Annotated in this window: 13 protein-coding genes, 3 tRNA genes and 1 pseudogene; 7 read left to right on the forward strand and 10 right to left on the reverse strand. The window is 56.0% G+C overall.

Going from position 1 to position 18,916, the window contains the following annotated elements:
- Nucleotides 1–23: 23 nt before the first annotated feature.
- The 5 genes and pseudogenes from ETHHA_RS14225 to ETHHA_RS16280 all read right to left on the reverse strand — a co-directional run.
- Nucleotides 24–3,731, reverse strand: a complete 3,708-nt coding sequence (locus ETHHA_RS14225; RefSeq protein ID WP_013484235.1) for a type I polyketide synthase — start codon at nucleotides 3,729–3,731, stop codon at nucleotides 24–26.
- Nucleotides 3,721–6,252 carry an AMP-binding protein gene (locus ETHHA_RS01385; protein WP_013484236.1) on the reverse strand — a complete coding sequence of 844 codons (2,532 nt, stop codon included), beginning with the start codon at nucleotides 6,250–6,252 and terminating at the stop codon, nucleotides 3,721–3,723. The genes ETHHA_RS14225 and ETHHA_RS01385 overlap by 11 nt, the downstream gene beginning before the upstream one ends.
- Nucleotides 6,253–6,277: 25 nt before the next feature.
- Complete coding sequence (locus tag ETHHA_RS01390; RefSeq protein ID WP_013484237.1) at nucleotides 6,278–8,155, reverse strand: type I polyketide synthase; 1,878 nt, start codon at nucleotides 8,153–8,155, stop codon at nucleotides 6,278–6,280.
- An 18-nt stretch (nucleotides 8,156–8,173) separates the two neighbouring features.
- Nucleotides 8,174–8,713 (reverse strand): hypothetical protein, encoded by a 540-nt coding sequence (locus ETHHA_RS15965; protein ID WP_242822082.1) that lies wholly within the window; start codon nucleotides 8,711–8,713, stop codon nucleotides 8,174–8,176.
- A 60-nt stretch (nucleotides 8,714–8,773) separates the two neighbouring features.
- A pseudogene (locus ETHHA_RS16280) lies at nucleotides 8,774–9,019 on the reverse strand (acyl carrier protein); the annotation flags it as partial.
- A gap of 405 nt (nucleotides 9,020–9,424) precedes the next feature.
- Between ETHHA_RS16280 and ETHHA_RS01405 the strand changes: the two are divergent.
- From ETHHA_RS01405 to ETHHA_RS01420, 4 genes are read left to right on the forward strand one after another with little or no spacing between them, the layout of a single operon-like run.
- Nucleotides 9,425–10,372: an ABC transporter ATP-binding protein gene (locus ETHHA_RS01405; protein WP_013484240.1), complete on the forward strand. Its 948-nt coding sequence runs from the start codon at nucleotides 9,425–9,427 to the stop codon at nucleotides 10,370–10,372.
- Nucleotides 10,369–11,454 (forward strand): ABC transporter permease, encoded by a 1,086-nt coding sequence (locus tag ETHHA_RS01410; RefSeq protein WP_013484241.1) that lies wholly within the window; start codon nucleotides 10,369–10,371, stop codon nucleotides 11,452–11,454. The genes ETHHA_RS01405 and ETHHA_RS01410 overlap by 4 nt, the downstream gene beginning before the upstream one ends.
- Nucleotides 11,455–11,467: 13 nt before the next feature.
- The gene (locus ETHHA_RS01415) at nucleotides 11,468–12,562 is read left to right on the forward strand and encodes an ABC transporter permease (protein ID WP_013484242.1); all 1,095 of its coding nucleotides are present in this window, start codon (nucleotides 11,468–11,470) and stop codon (nucleotides 12,560–12,562) included.
- A 42-nt stretch (nucleotides 12,563–12,604) separates the two neighbouring features.
- On the forward strand, nucleotides 12,605–13,306 hold the full coding sequence (locus ETHHA_RS01420) for a 4'-phosphopantetheinyl transferase superfamily protein (protein WP_041686583.1): 702 nt from the start codon (nucleotides 12,605–12,607) through the stop codon (nucleotides 13,304–13,306).
- Between the two features lie 740 nt (nucleotides 13,307–14,046).
- Here the strand turns inward: ETHHA_RS01420 and ETHHA_RS01425 are convergent.
- From ETHHA_RS01425 to guaB, 4 genes are all read right to left on the reverse strand, one after another.
- Nucleotides 14,047–14,123 (reverse strand) — tRNA-Val (locus tag ETHHA_RS01425).
- Between the two features lie 35 nt (nucleotides 14,124–14,158).
- Nucleotides 14,159–14,233, reverse strand: a tRNA-Glu gene (locus ETHHA_RS01430).
- Nucleotides 14,234–14,282: 49 nt separating this feature from the next.
- Nucleotides 14,283–14,359, reverse strand: a tRNA-Met gene (locus ETHHA_RS01435).
- Between the two features lie 145 nt (nucleotides 14,360–14,504).
- Complete coding sequence (guaB, locus tag ETHHA_RS01440) at nucleotides 14,505–15,980, reverse strand: IMP dehydrogenase (RefSeq protein ID WP_013484244.1); 1,476 nt, start codon at nucleotides 15,978–15,980, stop codon at nucleotides 14,505–14,507.
- 487 nt (nucleotides 15,981–16,467) lie between these two features.
- Here guaB and spoVAC point away from each other — a divergent pair, with 487 nt between their 5' ends.
- The 3 genes from spoVAC to spoVAE all read left to right on the forward strand — a co-directional run bounded on the left by spoVAC (nucleotide 16,468) and on the right by spoVAE (nucleotide 18,408).
- A complete protein-coding gene (gene spoVAC / locus ETHHA_RS01450; RefSeq protein ID WP_013484245.1) occupies nucleotides 16,468–16,911 on the forward strand; it encodes a stage V sporulation protein AC in 444 nt (147 codons plus the stop codon).
- Between the two features lie 108 nt (nucleotides 16,912–17,019).
- Entirely contained in the window at nucleotides 17,020–18,033 is a 1,014-nt protein-coding gene (gene spoVAD, locus ETHHA_RS01455) for a stage V sporulation protein AD (protein WP_013484246.1), read from the forward strand.
- An 18-nt stretch (nucleotides 18,034–18,051) separates the two neighbouring features.
- Nucleotides 18,052–18,408, forward strand: coding sequence for a stage V sporulation protein AE (spoVAE, locus tag ETHHA_RS01460; RefSeq protein ID WP_013484247.1), 357 nt, complete (start codon nucleotides 18,052–18,054; stop codon nucleotides 18,406–18,408).
- 57 nt (nucleotides 18,409–18,465) lie between these two features.
- Here the strand turns inward: spoVAE and ETHHA_RS01465 are convergent, their stop codons facing one another.
- A complete protein-coding gene (locus tag ETHHA_RS01465; RefSeq protein WP_013484248.1) occupies nucleotides 18,466–18,915 on the reverse strand; it encodes a TM2 domain-containing protein in 450 nt (149 codons plus the stop codon).
- Nucleotide 18,916 lies beyond the last annotated feature (1 nt).

The following is an 18,916-nucleotide window of genomic DNA, read 5'->3' on the forward strand; positions in this document are numbered from 1 at the left end:
TCGGTTTTCCCGGCGGCGGGCGCTCACATATTTTCGATCTGTGCAACGATCGCGTCCACGTCGCTGTCGCTGTCTATGCTGTCGATCAGTTCCAACAGCTTGTCGTCCGGTTTCTCTGCTTCCTGCATTGTCGCCGTCGCCGGCCCGGCGGTTTGGGCCAGATGCGCCGCCATTTTGGAGACGGTGGTATAGGCGAAAAAGTCCGCGACCTCCACCTGGCCGGGGAATGCCTCGTCCACTTTCTGGTGCAGCTTTTTCAGCAGGATGGAGTTGCCGCCCAGGTCGAAAAAGTTGTCGTGGATATCGATTTCCTGATACCCCAGTACCTCACGGAAAATGCCGGTGAGCGTGCCCTCGATGGTACGCGGGTCGGCGGGGTGAGGAGAAGCGGCCCGCCGACCCGTTTCCGTATGGTCCGGGGCGGCGGCGCGTTCCGTTATTCTCACCATCCGCTGCACTTCTTCGCTCACTTCAAACGGCAGATGGGAGAACATGGATTTCTCATACCGGTTCTTCCGGTTCAACCGGCCGATCAGCAGGCCGCTTTCGCGGCGCGGCATCAGTTCCCGCATGCATGCCAGCGCGTCGTTTGGCCGAATCTGCTCGAACCAGCCGTCTACGTTTCTGCTGTAGCCATCCATCATGCGCTGGTTTTCCCACACCACCCAGTCGAACGCCTGGACGGACCGCGTGCGCCGGCGGCACTGCGCGAAACTGTTCAGAAACTGGTTGGCCGCCGCGTAAGCCGCGAGCCCTGTTTCTCCGATGAACGAAACGCCGGATGAAAACAGAAGGAAAAAGTCCAGGTCGTCCCCTTGGGTTAACCGGTCGATGTTCCATGTTCCGAAAACCTTCGGGGCGAGCACCGTTTCAAAATCGGACCGTTCCATGTTGACAATCATCCGGTTCCCGGTGATCCCTGCCATGTGGATGACGCCGTTCAGACGGCCGTAAGTCCGCCGGATACGGTCAAAGGCTTCGGCCGCCGCGCGTTCGTCGGCCACGTCGGCCTGAATGTATTCCGCCGAGGAGCCCAGTGCGCGGATGGCTTCCATGGTTTCCAGCGTCCGCGCTGCTTGGCTGCCGCCCGCCGCCGGATGGCCGGGATCGATGGGGGAGCGGCCGATCAGAATGAGATGTGTACCGCGCCGGGCGGCGATCCATTTTGCCACATGCGCCGCCAGAGCGCCGCTGCCGCCGGTGATGACGTAGACCCCACCTTCCCGGAACGGGTCGTTTCCGTTTTCTGTTTTGTGCAGGTGTACCGGCTCCAGCCGCTGGATCAGCCGTCGATCGTTCCGCAGCGCGACCGCCTGGTCCTTGCCAAACAGGATCTCATCCACCGCGGCTGCCGGCGAAGTGTGCTCGTCCAGGTCGATGACACGGCATTTGACGCGGCAGCATTCCTGATTGACCGTTTTGCCCAGGCTGCTATACATGGCGTTTTCCGGGTGCAGCTCCGTTTCCTCTCCGGTGACCTCTTCCGCCCGGTCTGTAACCACGATAAACTCGGCCTTTTGCGAAACGTCCTGTTTCTCGATCGCTTTGACCAGCGACAGCATCCGATACAACCCGTTCTCTACGGTTTCTTTCAGCGCGTCGAGTGTTTCCCGCGCCATCCGGCTTTTTTCCGAGGCCCGGAAAAATACGATTTTTTTCCACCGGCCTTCTTGCATTTCCCGCAGGAAAGCGGTCGAATCCTCCGCAGAGCTTCCGAGGCTGTATTCGCTGTTCGCGCGCTTTTCAAACCGTTTGCAGAAGCGAGTGCTTATGGCGTGTACGCCGCGTTCTACCAGAGCCGTGCGAATCGCCTCCGCCTGTGCCGATCCGTCCGAGCAGAACAGGACGGGCTGCTTTTGCGCCGTCTCCTGCCGCGCGAGCGCGCGCTCCCGCCAGGCGAACCGGAAATAGAATTCCCGGTGATCGCCCGACATCAGTTTTGGCCACAGAGGAACGTGTTCGAAAGGATAGACCGGAAGCGAAAGTTTTTGGAAGCTTCCCCCGGAAAACACATCTGTCCAGTTGATCGTCCGGCCGCTGCAGTACAGCTTGCCGATCCGCTCCAGTTCGGAGCCGCCGCCGTCCAGTCCGGTCGGTCCGGCTATCCCCGGCGTGTTGCAGAAAAAGGATCCGTCGGCCCGGCCCGACCGGAAGCGGTCCAGCGCCGCGGACAGGGCAGAGACGCTGTCCACACATGCGGCGAACCGGCAGGCGTACGCTTTCCTGCCGACCGCCGCCGTATAACACAGATTGTCCACGGAGATATTCCGGTGCGCCCGCAAAAAGGCCAGGTAGTCGTCGCAATACCGTTTCAGCGTGCATTCCGTTTTGGCCGACAGCACGAACAGGCGGAGCGCCGCAGGGACCGCCGCGGGGGCGGGAGAAGGGGTGGCTTCTTCCAGAAGGACGTGGCAGTTGGTGCCGCTCACGCCGAAAGAATTGACGCCGCACAGCCTGGGATGGTCCGATTCCCATGCCCGGCATTTGGTGTTGATGTACACGGGGGAATCCATCAGGTCGAGCGCCCGGTTTGGCCGGTTGAAATGGACAAGGGGGGGGAGCTTGCGCCGGGACAGTGCCAGCACCGCCTCGATCAGGCTGGTGATGCCGGCGCAATCGTACAAGTGGCCGAGCATCGTTTTGACCGAACTAATCGCGCAGAACTGTTTGCGGTCCGTAAAGCGGGCGAACGCGTTCGCGATGCCGTCGATTTCGATCGGGTCGCCCAAAGGCGTGCCGGTGCCGTGTGTTTCCAGAAACCCAATCTGCTCCGGATCAATACCGGCTTTCCGCCAGATTTCGGATAAAAGTGTGCCCTGCGCCTCCGGGCTCGTCACGGTCACCCCCATGGAACGGCCGTTATGATTGACGCCGCTGCCCCGGATGACCGCGTAAATGTGGTCGCGGTCGCGCACCGCGTCACTCTGCCGCTTGAGAAGCACCGCCGCGACGCCCTCGCCGGTTCCGGAGCCGTCCGCGCCCGCGTCGAAGCTGCGGGTGAAGCCGTCGCTCGATTCGATCCCAAACCGGTAATTGGGGTCAATTACCGGCAGGGTCATGACGCGCAGGCCGCCGGCCAGCGCCATGTCGCATTCCCCGCCGCGTATCGCCGTGCAGGCGTTGTGCAGGGCAACGAGAGAAGAGGAACACGCCGTATCCGTTATCTGACTCGGACCGTGAAGGTCAAAGTAATATGAAGCGTATCCGGCGACCATGGGGGCGTACAGGCCTTCGATGCCGCTGCTCATGTATTCCGGCTCCGTCTGCCGGACCAACTCACGGTATTTTGCCCACTCGATGTCGCTGGAAAGCCCGACAAAAACGCCGACACTGCGGTTTTCGCTCCCTACGACACAGCCCGCGTCTTCCAGCGTATGCTGGACGGTTTCCAGGAAGAGGCGTTCCGCCGGATTCATCAACATGGCTTCCCGGGGCGTCAGCCCGAAGAATGCGCCGTCGAATCCGTCAATCTCCTCCAGATACGAGGCATAATGAAAGGCGTCCGCCGGTTTGGCCTGATGAACGGGCGGGCACAGTTTTTTCCGGTAGGAAGAAATCGGCCGATTGCAGTCGATCCCGTTTTCGATGTGATCCCAGAATGTATCGGGGGTGTCGGCAAACGGCATGTTCAGGCCGATGCCGATCACGGCGATCCCGTCGTCCGCCCGGTTTTCCGGACCGGCGGGGCGGGTGCCGCCGGGGTTGAGCATGCGGAGCTGTTTAATATTCATGTGATACCCTCATAAAGCCGTCCGGCTGAAGCTGGCAGATTGCGTCCCGGTAGCCGTCTGTCAGGGCGTTAAAGGCATCGCAGTCCACCTTCGAGGCGTTGCAGAAAAAACGGATGGAGGAAGGACCGGACACCGCGACGACGTCAAACGTATCCAACAGTTCCTCCGGGGGAGTGGGCGCCGCGCCGTCCGGTAAAAACAAAAGGGAGAGATCATCCGAAGGAAATCTCCGGAGCGCCGCATCCTCCGGAAGCGCGCAGGCCCCGTCTTCCTCAGACAACTGCGCCGCTATGGACTGGAGGGCATCCAAAACATCTCTGGATTCGTACAGCTTGATATGCACCGGACGGATGCGTTTGTCCGGCCGCATCACGTTTAGGCCGGCTGTTTCGCAATCGGTTTCCAGAGGAAGCATGCAGACAAAAAGCCCGACCCGGAACGCCTCCAGAGATAGGCGATGCAGGCTGCAGTACTGTTGATGCCCGGCGCATTCCTGCTCCGTCCAATCGACAGAAAACATCCGGGGAGCGGTGGGGGCGGACGGAGCGGTTCGCGTCAGTCTCGGGGCATGGACTCTTCCGATGGGGTCCGCATGCTGTCGATCCAGAAACGCCGCCATTTTGGAGATGGTCGGGTAGGTGAACAGGTCCGTCAGCCTGGACAGGCCAGGGAACGCATACTCGATTTCCCGCTGAATCTCAACCAGTTGCGTAGAGTTGCCGCCCAGATCGAATAGGCTGGTGTCTTTGTCGATATCCGTTGTTTGGAGGATCTGCGCGCAGATCTCCGCGAGTTGCTTTTCGGTGTCGTTAAAGCCTTCCGTCAGGGTGGACGGGGTTTGCTCCCGCATCAGCGCGACGTTTGCTTCCAGCGTCTGAAATGCACCGCGTAGATAATGGCTTTTCAGGGTTTCCTTATCGACCTTGCCGCTGCCCGTGACGGGAAGCCGCTCGACCGGCAGGACAGACTTCGGTCTTTGCCCGATGTTCTGCAAAAACAGATGTTCCACGCGCTGGAAGGCCGATGCGTATTTCTCATATGGTTCCGGAACCTGCACGAAAACAGCCAACTCGTCGTTCTTGCTGTCTTGATCCTGCAGGATGACAATGGCACATTTTACCCCGACGGTTTCCAAAACCAGCCGTTCAAGGTCGTTGCAGTAATAATTGTGCCCGCGGACAATGAGCATGTCTTTTGCACGGCCGGTCAGCACCAGCCTGTTCCGGCGCAGGAAACCGATGTCTCCCGTATACAGCCAGCCGTCCGGGCGGAACACGCCGTCCAGCGCCCGGTCCAGATATCCATTCGACACGGAATCGCCTTTTACATAAACATAGCCGACCGTGCCATCCGCCAGTGGGCGGTAGTCGGCGTCGCACACCTTGATGGCACAGCCGTCCAGCGCGTAACCCAAGTCGCAGAACAGGGAGGTTCCCTCGTCGTTTGGACTTTCCGCCTCCCGAACGTGCTGACCCACCGAAAGCTGCCTGCGGTCAACGGCGGCAAAGATGGGCGCTTCGCCGCACGGGGCAAAGCTGACGCCAAGGGTCGCTTCCGACATGCCATAGACATCGCGCATCGCGACTTCCTGCAGCCCGTACGGTTTGAGCGCCTGCAGGAATTTTGTGCAGGCCGACCTGGAAATAGGTTCGCCACCGTTGAAGATCAGACGCACACAGGACAGATCCCAGTCAAATCGCCTGTCTGCCGTCAAAAAGCGGCGAAGGAAATACTCCAACCCGAAGTTGGGGGACGACAGAATGGTCGTGCGCCTTTGATTGGCTTGATCCATCCAGATCAATGGATCCCGGATGAAAAGCTCGGGCGACAGGATGGTATGGTCGATCCCCAACTCCACCGGAATCAGATGAAAGCCGATCAGACCGATGTTGAAAGTCAGCGGCAGCCAGCTCAGGGCAAGATCCGTCCCGCCGATCCGTCCTGCCTTTTTAACGGCTTCAACATTGGTGCACATGTTCTTATGGGAAAGGAGCACGCCTTTTGGGTCGCCTGTGGAGCCGGAAGAAAACTGGATGTATGCGATGTCTTCATCGTCGGGCGTATTCAGTTCGCCGGTCTTATCAGGCAGTTCCTCCGGCAGCGTCATCCAGACGGCTTCCATTTCCTCTCGCCAGGCGGCTTTGCCTGCGGTTGCGGAAGCGGTGTGGATAAACCGCTGCGCGGCTTTGTCCGTCAGGATGAGAGGGCGGCCGGTTTGACGCCAGATGTTAAACAGCCGCGAAAAATCAAGGCTGCTTTTCGCCACCGGGATCGGAACCGGGACCACACCGCCCAGCACACATGCCCAAAACGCCTGGACAAATGCGCAGGGGTCTTCCAACTGGAAGATCAGTCGGCTACCCTTCATCAGCCGGTGTTCCTGCAGGTAGTGAAGGAGGCGGACAGAGCGAAGGTACAGGTCCCGGTAGGTGAGGCAGACCGTTTCGCCATGTCCGTAGAGAAAGGACATGCTTTGCTGGCTATCCTTGTGGTTGAGCAAATAGGAGTCAATGTGATGCAACGGATGCACTTCCTCTCATTACGAATCAGATCCAGCAGCGGTGCCGCTCAAAGGGATAGACCGGCAGGGAAAGCGTCTTCACCGCCCGGTTTTTATAGAGCAGTTTCCAGTTGACCGCGGCGCCCCGGCAATACAGCCGGGAAATGTCAAGATAGCTTTGATGGCATTCCCCGCCTCGCTTTTGGCTGGCGTCCAAAACAAGACGGTCCGCTTCCCGGTCCAGCGCTTCTTTTTCCTCCGAACGGAGTAGCCCGTTTGTATCAAACCGGGCTGCGTCCCCGTTCCACGCACTTTTCAGAGCGTCCAGCAATTCCCGCTTTTGTGTAAAAACAAAGGCGGCACGGTATCGATGGTGGTCCCGCCCGTATCCGGCCGTGTAACACATGCTTTCGAGGTCAATGGCCGGATTCTCCACAAGCAGCTCAGCATACGCGCGAAGCAACTGTTGGAACGAATACGCCGATTTTGCGGAAACGGCCAACAGATATGGGGCGCTTTCCGCCGGTTCAGGAGAAACCGGAGCATCCTTGGAAAACTCCCTCAAAACCGCGTGGCAGTTTGTCCCGCTCAGGCCGAAGGAACTGATTCCGCAGGTCCTTCGCCCGCCGGTGCTTTCCCACGGTGTCAACCTATCAACTAGGAAAACCGGGGAATCCTCAAACGCGATACTGTGGTTGGGTCGGTTAAATGCAATTGTTTTGGGAATCACCCGGTTTTGGAGGGAAAGCATCAGCTTGACGACGCCGGCCAGCCCTGAGGCGCCTTCGATGTGTCCGATGTTTGCCTTAACCGAGCCAATACCGCAGAACTGCTTGCGGTCGGTGTACCGTTCAAAGGCCTGCCGGATCCCTTCCATCTCAATGACGTCGCCAAGCTTGGTGCCCGTCCCGTGCGCTTCCATGTAGGAAATCTCTTCCGGATTGATGCCGGCTTTTTCCCATGCATTTACCATCACGTTCCGCTGTGCCACGGCGTTCGGCGCCGATATCCCGACCGACATGCCGTCCTGGTTGATCGCGCTGGAGATGATGACTGCGTAGACATGGTCGCGGTCGCGGACGGCATATCGGAGGGGCTTGAGCAATAACGAAACGACACCCTCCCCCCAGACGGTTCCATCGGCGGAATCGTCAAACGGAGAGAGGGTGTCGGACTCGGATTCGACGCGGAATCCTTCGTATTTGATTGGAACCATTCCGATGTTGATGCCGCCGACCAGCGCCATCTCGCAGTCTTCGTTTTTTAGGCCCTGACAGGCAATGTGCAGTGCGCATAACGAGGAAGAGCACGCCGTGTCGATCAGCATGGCAGGACCTTTCAGGTTGAGCAGGTAGGACAGACGGCTTGCCAGAATCGAGGAGAGATTGTTCTCCATCGTGGCCATGGTGAAGCGTACCCGCTTTTCCTGCAGCATTCGGGAGTAACGCTCGATGTCGTCGTTGTTGAACCCGACGTAGATACCGGTGCACGTGCCTGAAACCTTCTGCATACAGTAGCCGCCGTCTTCCAGACAGTTCCAGAACGTTTCCAGCAACAGGCGGTGCAGCGGGTCCATCATGTTCGCGTCGTCCGCCGACAAGCCGAAAAAATCATAATCGAACTTGTCGATATCCGTTAGATAATTTCCCTTCTTAAACATCTGCGGGGTCAGCCGGATATTGCGGCACTTGAACCAGTTTTCAATATCGCGGTACCGCTGATCCGGAAAGTCCGAGCAGGCGCTGATGCCAAACAGAAGATTATTCCAGAGTTCGCGCAGGTTGTCCGCGCGAGGCAGTTTCACCGCCGCGCCAATGATGGCGATTTCGTCGGCGGAATGATTCTCGCCGGGAGCGCTTTTGTCGGCCTCGGGCTTTTTTGTCTCGATGTCATCAAAATCGATCAGTTCAAACAAGCTGTTCATGTTGTCACTACTTCCCGCTCAGTGCAGCAGCATTTTTGTCATTGTTTTTTCAAACGCCAGATAAAATTTTTCCATGATGGCGCTGTTCAGCACGTTTGTATTATATTCGAGATCAAGCGTTACCTGGGAGCCGGTTTCCGTGTACCCCAAGCGAAGAGCGAAAAAGTCCAGTTGTTCTCCGTCGATTTCCAACAGCGCGGTGTCATAAACCAGCGGGAAAATGGCTGCCGGAGGGTTCTCGGCGCATTTTAACCGGAGCGCGGAAGCGGGATATTCCTCTTTTCCGCTCAACTTTTCCGCCACGGTCTGGTGCAGCGCGCCGAAAGACGCGATGCCGTCAAAATCCAGCTCAATTTCGGTCAGTCGGTTTGTGTGGCTGGTGGCGGTTTGCAAATTGATTTTAGGAGCCCCGATCATTTTCGCCAGAGCAAACCCAAAGGCGGAAACGGCTATTGTCCCCAAGGAATGTTGCGCGCCTGTATAGGCCGCCGCGTCCAGCGGGATGGACCATTGCTTCCATCCGCGGTGGCCCGGCGTTTCCAAAAATGCTGCCGGCAAGGAAACCGCCCGCGCGGACGGTTCGGCACCGAGAGACCGGCGGGAATCAAGAAAACGGGACAAATTTTCAACCGACGGATAATTGAATAAATCCGTCAGTTTCAATTCGGGAATCTGCGGCTTCAATTGATTGAAAACATCCATGAGAGCCATAGAATCCAAGCCGATCTGAAAGAAATTATCTGTGGCCTTTATTTTGGGTATACCGAGAAACTGTCTTAAAATTTTCAGGATATCATCTTGTGTTTCCGAATCGCCTACAGGTAATGTTCCCGTGCCTTTTTTGTTTACACCGAACAACAGCAATCCGTCCTTTCTGTGTTCGTGCCTCCTGCTCGCACGACTTCAATCTGTTGGAAGGCATGATCCAAATTCACTATCTAGCGTAAGACAGGATTTGACATTATTGTATCACGATATCATAAAAATTACAATATATTATAAAAACTTGTATTTTATGTATTGTATAATCGACTTTCATATGCTAGAGTTTGATATGGAAATGGACGGCATGCGCAGCTTTTTTATTTACGGGCTCGCGGGGAAACGATTGTGCAAACCGCTTGGAAACGATAACCAAGGTTTATTATAGCATCTTGGTAAGGAAATAACCTGCCCACTTCTGTAAATAATATGTAAAAGAGTGTAATTTTGATCGGCCCAAACGGGTGCCGGAGCATTTATAATCATGCGATCAGAAGGAGCCATCCTATGGATTTGTTAAATTCGGTGGATCTTATCAAGTATTATGGGAAAAAAATGGCGCTCGATCATCTTACGTTCTCCATCCGGGAAAATGAAGTGTTCAGCCTGCTTGGTCAGAATGGCGCGGGTAAAAGCACAACGATCAATATTTTAACCGGGTTGATCAGGAGCGACAGCGGAACGTTTCTTTTCGACGGTCATGATTTGAAAAAAGAGCCTGCCTATTTTAAAAGAAACATCGGCTTTGTTCCGCAGGACATTGCGTTTTATGGACGGCTGACCGCTCTGGAAAATACCAAATTTTTCGGCTCGCTTTTTAATCTGTCGGGCAGGAAGCTGCATCAGCAGGCGATGGAAGCCCTTGATTTTGTTGGTCTGTCCGAGGTGGCGAATGAATTTCCCGGCAGATTTTCGGGCGGCATGAAGCGGCGGCTAAATATCGCCTGCTCTATCGTCCACAAACCGAGGCTCATCATTATGGATGAGCCTACAGTCGGAATTGATCCTTCTTCCAGGAACCATATCCTTCAGTCCATTCTGACGATGAAACAAGGCGATTCCACAATCATTTACACGACGCACTATATGGAAGAAGTCGAAAAGATCGCGGACCGTATCCTGATCCTTGATCACGGTCGAAAAGTCGCCGAGGGGACCCAAAAGGAGCTGGAACGGAAGATAACCGCGAGGCATACCTACACGTTCTTTCTGTCCAGCACGGAACGGGTGGATCCAGGCGCTTTGTTGCGCCTGGAATCGGTATGCGACGTAACCGTCAGCAAAAACAAAGTGGTGGTCAGCACCAACATTTTCAGCAGAAACATCAATGACATCATTGCCTATTTTACAAACAACCGCATAGAAATCCTCGATATTGAAAACCAGTCGATCAGCCTCGAGAGTACGTTCTTGGCACTGACGGAAGACGGCGGGAAGGGGGAAGGCACGGCATGAACGTTGTGTGGAGCGTCACCGCGGCCACGTTCAAAATGATGATCCGGAACACAAAGAACATGATCCATATGGTATTGATTCCCCTACTTTTGATCGTTGTTTTGTCTGCTGTGTTTTCCAACTTTTTTGCGAATCGCACCTTGTCAACAGCCACGGGCACCATCGCCTATTATTCGTCCGGGCAGGGTGATTTCGTCGACCGGTTCGTTCAGGCGGAAACGCAGGCGGCCTCCCCGGCACGATTTGTGCGGGTTCGCTCCCTCTCCGACATCTACGGCGCGGACGGATATATGAAATATGCCGCGGCTGTCGTGTACCGGAATGGGCAGGTTTATTATTATGAGAATGAAAATCCCGCTTATTCCGGGGTCTCGGACCGGATCAGGCCCGCGCTGCTGCTGTTTGCAGCACGCGGCGGAACGGAAACGTCGTCCGCGGCGAACGGGAACGCGGCGATTCAAACGGTTTCCCTGCCGGCGCGAACGTCGATTGATTATTACGCGGTCGGCATCCTGGTCATGATTATTTTCAACGGCGCGTTTTCCGCCATGTATTCCCTGAAAAATGACGGCCGGTTCAACGTTGTGTTGCGGCTGCGTTCCGCCCCGTCCAGTCTGTATCTGACTTTGTTCGGCAAGATCGCCGGCTGCCTGCTCATCTCCGCCGTGCAAAGCGGCTTGCTTCTGGTGCTCAGCGCGTTTATGGGGGCTGACTGGGGAGGCAATCTTCCGTTTCTTCTGTTTGTGCTTCTGACGGAGACGGTCGGGGCGACCGCTTTCGGGTTTTTCGTCGGCGCATATACAAAACAGGATACCAATGTCACCGCGATCCTGACCGCACTGGTGCTGGTGCTGTCGTTTCTGGGCGGTTGTTTTATTCCCGTTCGGTACTTTGGCGGCGGCATGTTGACGCTGTGCCGGCTGACCCCCCTGTATTGGACGATGCAGGGGCTGTTCCAGATCATTGCCGGCAGCGGTGTGAACGCCGCTGCCGTCGCCGTTGCGTTTAATCTTGCGCTGGGGCTGCTGTTTTTGGTCAGCGTTTACCTGAAAACCGGGAAAATGTCGATATCTTTGGAATAGAGGAGTGAGCGGATTGAAACGGATTTTCCTCGTCGGAATGAATATGTTCCGCATCCTGTTCCGAAAAAAAAGCAGTTTCGTTCTCTATCTTTTGCTGCCGGTGCTGATTGCCGGGGCGGCATTTTTTCTGACGCATTTTTTCAGCACCACCGTCACGGTCGGCGTTGTCAACGAGGATGACGGAAGCTACGGCAAAGCTTTTGTCAACCTGCTTGGACAGGTGGGGAACGCAAAGATTGTCTCCGACACGCCGTCTCAGCTCAGACAGGCGCTGGATACCGGGACGGTTGATTACGGGATTGCGGTTGGCCGGGACTTCAGCCGGCAGATACAGTCGGGAACGGTTCCGCAGGTCACGTTCTATCAATACGGTTCGTCGGCTTCCAGCGGTATGGAGGAACTGGTATCCGCCACGTTGAAAAGCGAGGTCGGCCGGGCGGCGGGCGAAAGCGGGGAAAGCGTTTCGGTCAAAACGGTCAGCGTACCCAAGACCACGTCCAACGGGAACAAAAACATCAGCACGATGGGCCTTTTCATCATGTTCCTGTTGTTCAGTGCAAGTTTTGTTTCGGAGCTCATCATCGAGGATAAGGCCGGCGGTGCGTTTTACCGTGTTATTTCCACGCCGGTTTCGGAACCCGAGTACGTGCTGGGCAATATTCTTGTTAATCTTGTCATTGTCAGCGCGCAGATCCTTATCGCGTTGGCGGCAATCCTGTTTCTGTTTCATATCGAAGTGTATGTTGCTTTTTGGAAGCTGTTTCTCACGCTGCTTCTGTTTGGCTGCACCGCGACCGCGTTTGGCATTTTGATTGCCTCCTTTTGCAAAGAGCACGAGCAGGCCAACAGCCTGCAGACGCTGATCATTTTGCCCACCAGCATGATTTCCGGTTGTCTGATGAACATTTCGATCATGCCCGACGCCGTGCAGAATGCTGCGCGGCTGACCCCTCAGTATTGGACACTGGAGGCCATCACGTCGCTGCAAAAGGGTGAACGGTTTCTGAATACGCTTCCCGACCTTCTTATCCTCGCAGGGTTTGCCAGCCTGTTTTTTCTGGTCGCTATTTTTGTGTTTAAAAGGAACCGGGATCTGAACGCGCCCTGATCGGACGGTGCGTGAAAGGGCGGTGTGGATTGGGGCAACAGGATGGAAAAATCGTATGAATTCGTCTGCATCTCATTTGGCGACGTTCGCATGGAGCAGAGCGTTTATCAAAAGCACCTGCATCCTTTGGAACAAAAATTGATAGAGCATGCAATAGACAAACGAAAGGCTGAATTTCTGTCCGGCAGATTTTGTGTCAGGCTCGCTTACGCAAGGCTTTGCGGCGGCTTGAGCACGGAACCCTGCGTGCTGAATGACTGTTATGGCGCGCCTTTTCTGACGGCGAACGGCGCATATTCGGTAAGCATCACGCACGACGACGGGCTTGCCGCAGCACTTGTTTCGGATAAACACCGGCTTCGTGCGGCGTTGGATGTCCAGAGGGTTTCCTCTCGATACACCGACGCGATTTATCGTTTTTTGCGCCCGTCCGAAAGGGAGCTGGTTGACCGGCACAGCGGAGCCTACGGGCGAGATTTCATGGTCGCCGCCATGTGGGTCGCGAAGGAGGCAATGAGCAAGCTTTTTCAGTTCGGCTTTTCCATTTATGATATATTGGAAATATCAGATTTTGAAAAGGGTGGACAATTTGCTGTAAGATTCGCTCGTTTACCCTATTTTCAAGTGATGCTTCGAACCAGTCGGGATTATCTGTTCGGCTTTGCCGCCCCAGCGAAACAGATGGAGGCGTTCGGGGAAAATAGTCTGCAGATTGCCCCGATTTCATTGGAGCATTTTATTTGACAACCACACTGCGGGTACAGTCCGGTTTTTCACCGAGCCTGCTTTAGCTGGAATGTCGCCCTGTTGCGTTGCAAATACCTGGAATATGATGAGCTTGGTTCAAAGCTGGAAGCTTTGTTTCCTGATCTGGACGAGGCGGATGCCATCCGCAAATCGGAAAAGCGAAAGCTACTCGAGCCCAAGACCTCTTGCGTGTGAATGAATAAAATTTAAACGGAGTACACAAGGAAGCCATCTATTGAACAAAAGAATATGCCTACGGAGTGCAAAAGGTGATTTATAGGCATACGTGTAGGTATACGTCCTTTGTACACCATTCCCTTGTCTGCTATACTTTGCATAGGGGTGTCATTACGGATTATGATATGAGCAGGGAAGTGAAATTTTGTACGGCGGCGCCCGAAGCGCTGGAACGGTGCGGTCAAATGGTCACGCCGTTTTTATTTGCCTGATCTGTGGCGGCGTAGCGCATGTGGAGCGTGGGAAGTCACGCATACGGGCATGGTGTGAGGGGTGCGGGGAATCGGTGAGATAGAGGTTAACATAGGTCCGAACAGCCCATATATTTACAATATGTTCAATAATTACTCCGGTTTTGTTACAATTTTCGCGCTTTTATTGATTTGGCTGCGATTATAATTTTATCGTTTTACGGGCACACGGTAGGCATACCGGGTATTTTCAGGCAAAACGAAAACCGCTTACCTTTGCCATGAATGGCTTAGGTAAGCGGTTTGTCTTGGTGGACACATCGGGACTCGAACCCAAGACCTCTTGCGTGTGAAGCAAGCGCTCTAACCTGCTGAGCTATGCGTCCAATATAAGCGGGCGAAAAACGCCACGCTGCTTGTCTGGTGACCCGGAGGGGAATCGAACCCCTGTTACAGCCGTGAAAGGGCCGTGTCTTAGCCGCTTGACCACCGGGCCGACTGTGGGAGCATCATGGGGCAATTTCCGAAAAGCACCGGATGCTCAATGGTAGCGGCAGTTGGAGTCGAACCAACGACACTGCGGGTATGAACCGCATGCTCTAGCCAACTGAGCTATGCCGCCATGTGAAAGCGCACCTGAAAAAGCACACTATTTTCCCTGAGGGACGATGACTATTATAGCACTTTCACACGTGGCTTGTCAATGTTTTGTACGCAAAAATTTTTCGGCATCCATCCACAGTCTGCGTACCGGGTCACGCCGGGTTTTACGGGTTGAGTGAATAATTCGGGGCTTCTTTGGTGATATAGATATCATGCGGGTGGCTTTCTTTCAGGCCGGCGCCGGTGATGCGCACAAATTGGCTGTTGGCCTGCAGTTCCGGGATTGTCCGGCAGCCGCAGTACCCCATGCCCGATTTGACACCGCCGACCATCTGAAATACCGTATCGGAGACCGGCCCCTTGTAGGGCACGCGCCCTTCCACGCCTTCCGGCACCAGCTTTTTGGCGTTTTCCTGGAAATAGCGGTCCTTGCTGCCGGCGTTCATGGCGCCGAGGCTGCCCATGCCGCGATAGACTTTGAAACTGCGGCCCTGGAAGATCTCGCTTTCGCCGGGAGATTCCTCACAGCCCGCGAACAGAGAGCCCATCATGACCGATTCCGCGCCCGCTGCAAGCGCTTTCACCACATCGCCCGAATATTTCACGCCGCCGTCCGCAATGACCGGCACGCCGTATTTTGCAGCCGCACAGGCGCAGTCATAGATGGCGGTGATCTGCGGCACGCCGATGCCCGAAACGATGCGGGTGGTGCAGATGGAGCCCGGGCCGATGCCGACCTTCACGGCGTCCGCGCCGGCCTCGATGAGCTCTTCGGCTGCCTGCGCAGTGGCGATGTTCCCTGCGATGACCTGTACGTCCGGGAAATGCTCCTTGACCTTGTGCAGACAGTTCAGGATATTTTTGGAATGGCCGTGCGCGCTGTCCAGCACCAGCACGTCCGCCTGGGCTTTCACCAGCGCTTCCGCGCGCTCGAGCACATCCCGGGTCACGCCGATGGCGGCGCCACAGAGCAGGCGGCCTTTTTCGTCGCGGGCGGAGTTGGGATACTGGACGGATTTTTCGATATCCTTAATGGTGATGAGACCTTTGAGCCGGCCCTCATCGTCCACGATCAGCAGCTTTTCGATCTTGTGCTTCATGAGGATGGACTTGGCCTGTTCCGGTGTGGTGCCTACCGGGGCGGTAACCAGATGCTCCTTGGTCATCACGTCGCTGACTTTGGTGTCGAAATCGGTGATGAACCGCAGGTCGCGGTTGGTGATGATGCCGACCAGCTTGCCGTTTTCACAGATGGGCACGCCCGAGATGCGGTATTTGCCCATAAGCGCGTCGGCGTCGCGCACAAGATGATCCGGGGAAAGATAGAACGGGTTGGCGATGACGCCGTTTTCGCTGCGCTTGACCTTGTCCACTTCTTCGGCCTGCTGCTCGATGGTCATGTTTTTATGGATGATGCCGATGCCGCCTTCGCGCGCGATGGCGATGGCCATTTTGGACTCGGTCACGGTGTCCATGGCTGCGGTGAGGATGGGCACGTTCAGCCGGATCTTTTTGGTCAGGCGCGTCCGCACGTCAATTTGAGGTGGCAGCACGTCGGATTTTGCGGGGATCAGCAGGACGTCGTCAAACGTTAGACCTTCTTTTAAAAATTTTTCACCGGCATTTGTATTGAGCACCATGCGCAACCCCTTTCACATTTCGGTTCGCGCCTGCCGGCCGAAAGGGGCGGCGCGAACCGATCGTCCTTTTTCTCTGGCGTATCCAACATACCCGAATTACCCGACGAATGGTATAAAAAAACATCCGGATCCGTTTTGCAGGTCAAAACGATCACTGGACGCCCTCGTTGCGTTTTCGGAGAAAACGCAAGCAAATATCCCTTCCGCAGGGTACCATTCAAATGATTGCTTCATATTTTAACACATCGGGCCGCAGTTGGCAACCACATTTTCAAAAATGCAGGATGGGTTGGTGACGCATGCAAAAAATCCGGCCGGCGCAGGAACCGCATGGGAAAGCCGCTTGAATGCGGTGCCGAACGCGTGTTTCCAAATGATGCAGGACATGCCGCGCATACCCACCGCCATGCGGGCCAAAATAAGGCTGTGCAAAACAGACGGCGGGGTTTGCAGGGTTTTTGCGGCCTGCCTGAAAGGAAGTGGCAGAATGGCGGTGACCAAAAAACAGTATGCGCAGATGGCGAACGTCCAGTCGCCCAACTCCCCGATTGTCAAAAACTGCGTGTGGGCGTTCTGCACGGGCGGGGCGATCTGCACCGTGGGGCAGAGCATGACCAACATCTATCAACAGTTCGGGTTGAAAGAACTGGATGCGTCCAATGCGGCTACTATCACGCTGGTGTTCCTCGGCGCATTTCTCACCGGGCTGCATGTATACGACAAACTGGCTAAATACGCGGGCGCCGGTTCTTTGGTGCCCATCACGGGGTTTGCCAACGCGGTGGTTTCGCCCGCGCTTGAATATAAAAGCGAAGGGTTCGTTCTGGGGTTGGGCGCGAAAATGTTCACCATTGCCGGACCGGTGCTGGTTTACGGCATTACGGCGTCTATCCTGTATGGGCTCGTGCTGTGGATTTTCAAACTGTTTTAGCCTTTGTTAAAAGTATACACCAACGGGTGTTTGAGGAATACTGCAGTCCCGTAGGGAAGAAGTGCAGAAAAAACGCGGGATAAACGGAACCAAAGAGGAGGGGGTCGTATGGCCACAAGGGTCGGGCGGTATACGATCCGGCTGGATCAGCCGCCTTCCGTTATGGGATATGCTTCGGTCGTTGGCAAAAAAGAGGGCGAAGGCCCTCTGGCAGACGAGTTCGATCAGATTGAGGAAGACACCACGTTCGGCGAGAAAACGTGGGAAAAGGCGGAAAGCCGCCTGCAGAATACGACGCTGAACAAGGCGCTGGGAAAGGCCGACATCACGCCGGGCACGGTGGATATCATTTTCGCTGGTGACCTGCTCAATCAGTGCATCGGCACCAGCTACGGGCTGAGGGAATTCGGCATTCCGTTCGCGGGGCTGTACGGCGCGTGCTCCACCATGGCGGAATCGCTGGCGATGGCGGCGGTGTTTGTGGAGGGCGGCTTTGCCAATGTGGCGGCTGCGCTCACATCGTCCCATTTCTGCTCGGCGGAGCGGCAATACCGCCTGCCGCTGGAATACGGAGGACAGCGCGCCCCCAGCGCACAGTGGACGGTGACGGGTTCGGGCGCGGTCATCCTCGGCAGGGAGGGTGACGGACCATATGCGCGGGAACTGACGTTTGGACGCATGGTGGATCTCGGCATCAAGGACCAGAGCAACATGGGCGCGGCGATGGCGCCCGCGGCGGCCGATACGCTGCAGCATTATTTTGACGACACCGGTGTCTCGCCGGATCGTTTCGATCTCATCGTCACGGGCGACCTCGGCGCTGTGGGCAGCAATCTGCTGCGCGAGCTGCTGCAAAAGGAGGGCGTCACGCTGGGAGAGAATTACAACGACTGCGGCCTGATGATCTATGACCGCGACAGACAGGATGTCCATGCGGGAGGCTCGGGCTGCGGCTGCGCGGCGTCGGTACTTTGCTCACACATCCTGAACAACATGAAAAGCGGCCATTTGCACGAGGTGCTGTTTATGGCCACAGGCGTTCTGATGAGCCCGCTCAGCGTGCAGCAGGGGCAGTCCATTCCGTCGGTGGCGCATGCGGTGCATCTGTCCACCAGCCGCTGAACAGGGAGGCAAAGTCGTATGGAATATATTCAGGCATTTTTGGTGGGCGGTATCCTTTGTGTCATCGGTCAGCTCCTGATCGATAAAACCAAGCTGACGCCCGCCCGCATCCTCGTTACCTATGTGACGGCAGGCGTGGTGCTCACGGCGGTTGGGCTGTATCGTCCTCTGGTGGAGTTCGGCGGCGCGGGCGCGACGGTGCCGCTCACCGGTTTTGGTTTTGCGCTGGCAAACGGCGTGCGCGAGGCGGTGCGGCAGAAAGGCTTTCTGGGCGTGTTCACCGGGGGGGTCATGGCTACGGCGGGCGGCATTGCGGCGGCTATCTTTTTTGGGTATCTGGTCGCGCTTGTTTTTAAACCGGGAGACAAATCATAAAAACAAAGCGGCTATGGCGAAACCGCCACAGCCGCAAGATACATATGCATGTTAAGATTATTGGAGCGGAATCCCCTTGCCGTCCTGTTTGATATTCCCTACCAGAATCAGGATGCCTTCCACCAGGCCCCAGATGCTCATGGCCGAGGAAAGAAGGAATCCAATGCCCAACGTGGGGATGGCGAGGATCCAGCCCAGAATGGTGAGACAGAGCTGGATGACAGCTTTGGTGGTATAGCCGAGATAGAAGTTGTGGATGCCCAGGCCGCCCAGGAAAATGCCCAGGATGCCTGCCGCAATCTTGGATTTCTGGCCGCCGGCCGCCGTTGGAGCGCTGTTGTTCGGGGCACCGAGTGAAACGCCGCATTTCACACAGACCACCGCTTCGGGTGCTGTCTGCGCGCCGCAGTTCATACAATAGTTCCGGCCCGAGCCTTTCGGGACGCCGCATTTGATGCACACGACAGCACTGGGGTCCATCGCCGCACCGCAATTTCTGCAATACATA

This window comes from Ethanoligenens harbinense YUAN-3, assembly GCF_000178115.2.
Classification (GTDB): domain Bacteria; phylum Bacillota; class Clostridia; order Oscillospirales; family Ethanoligenentaceae; genus Ethanoligenens; species Ethanoligenens harbinense.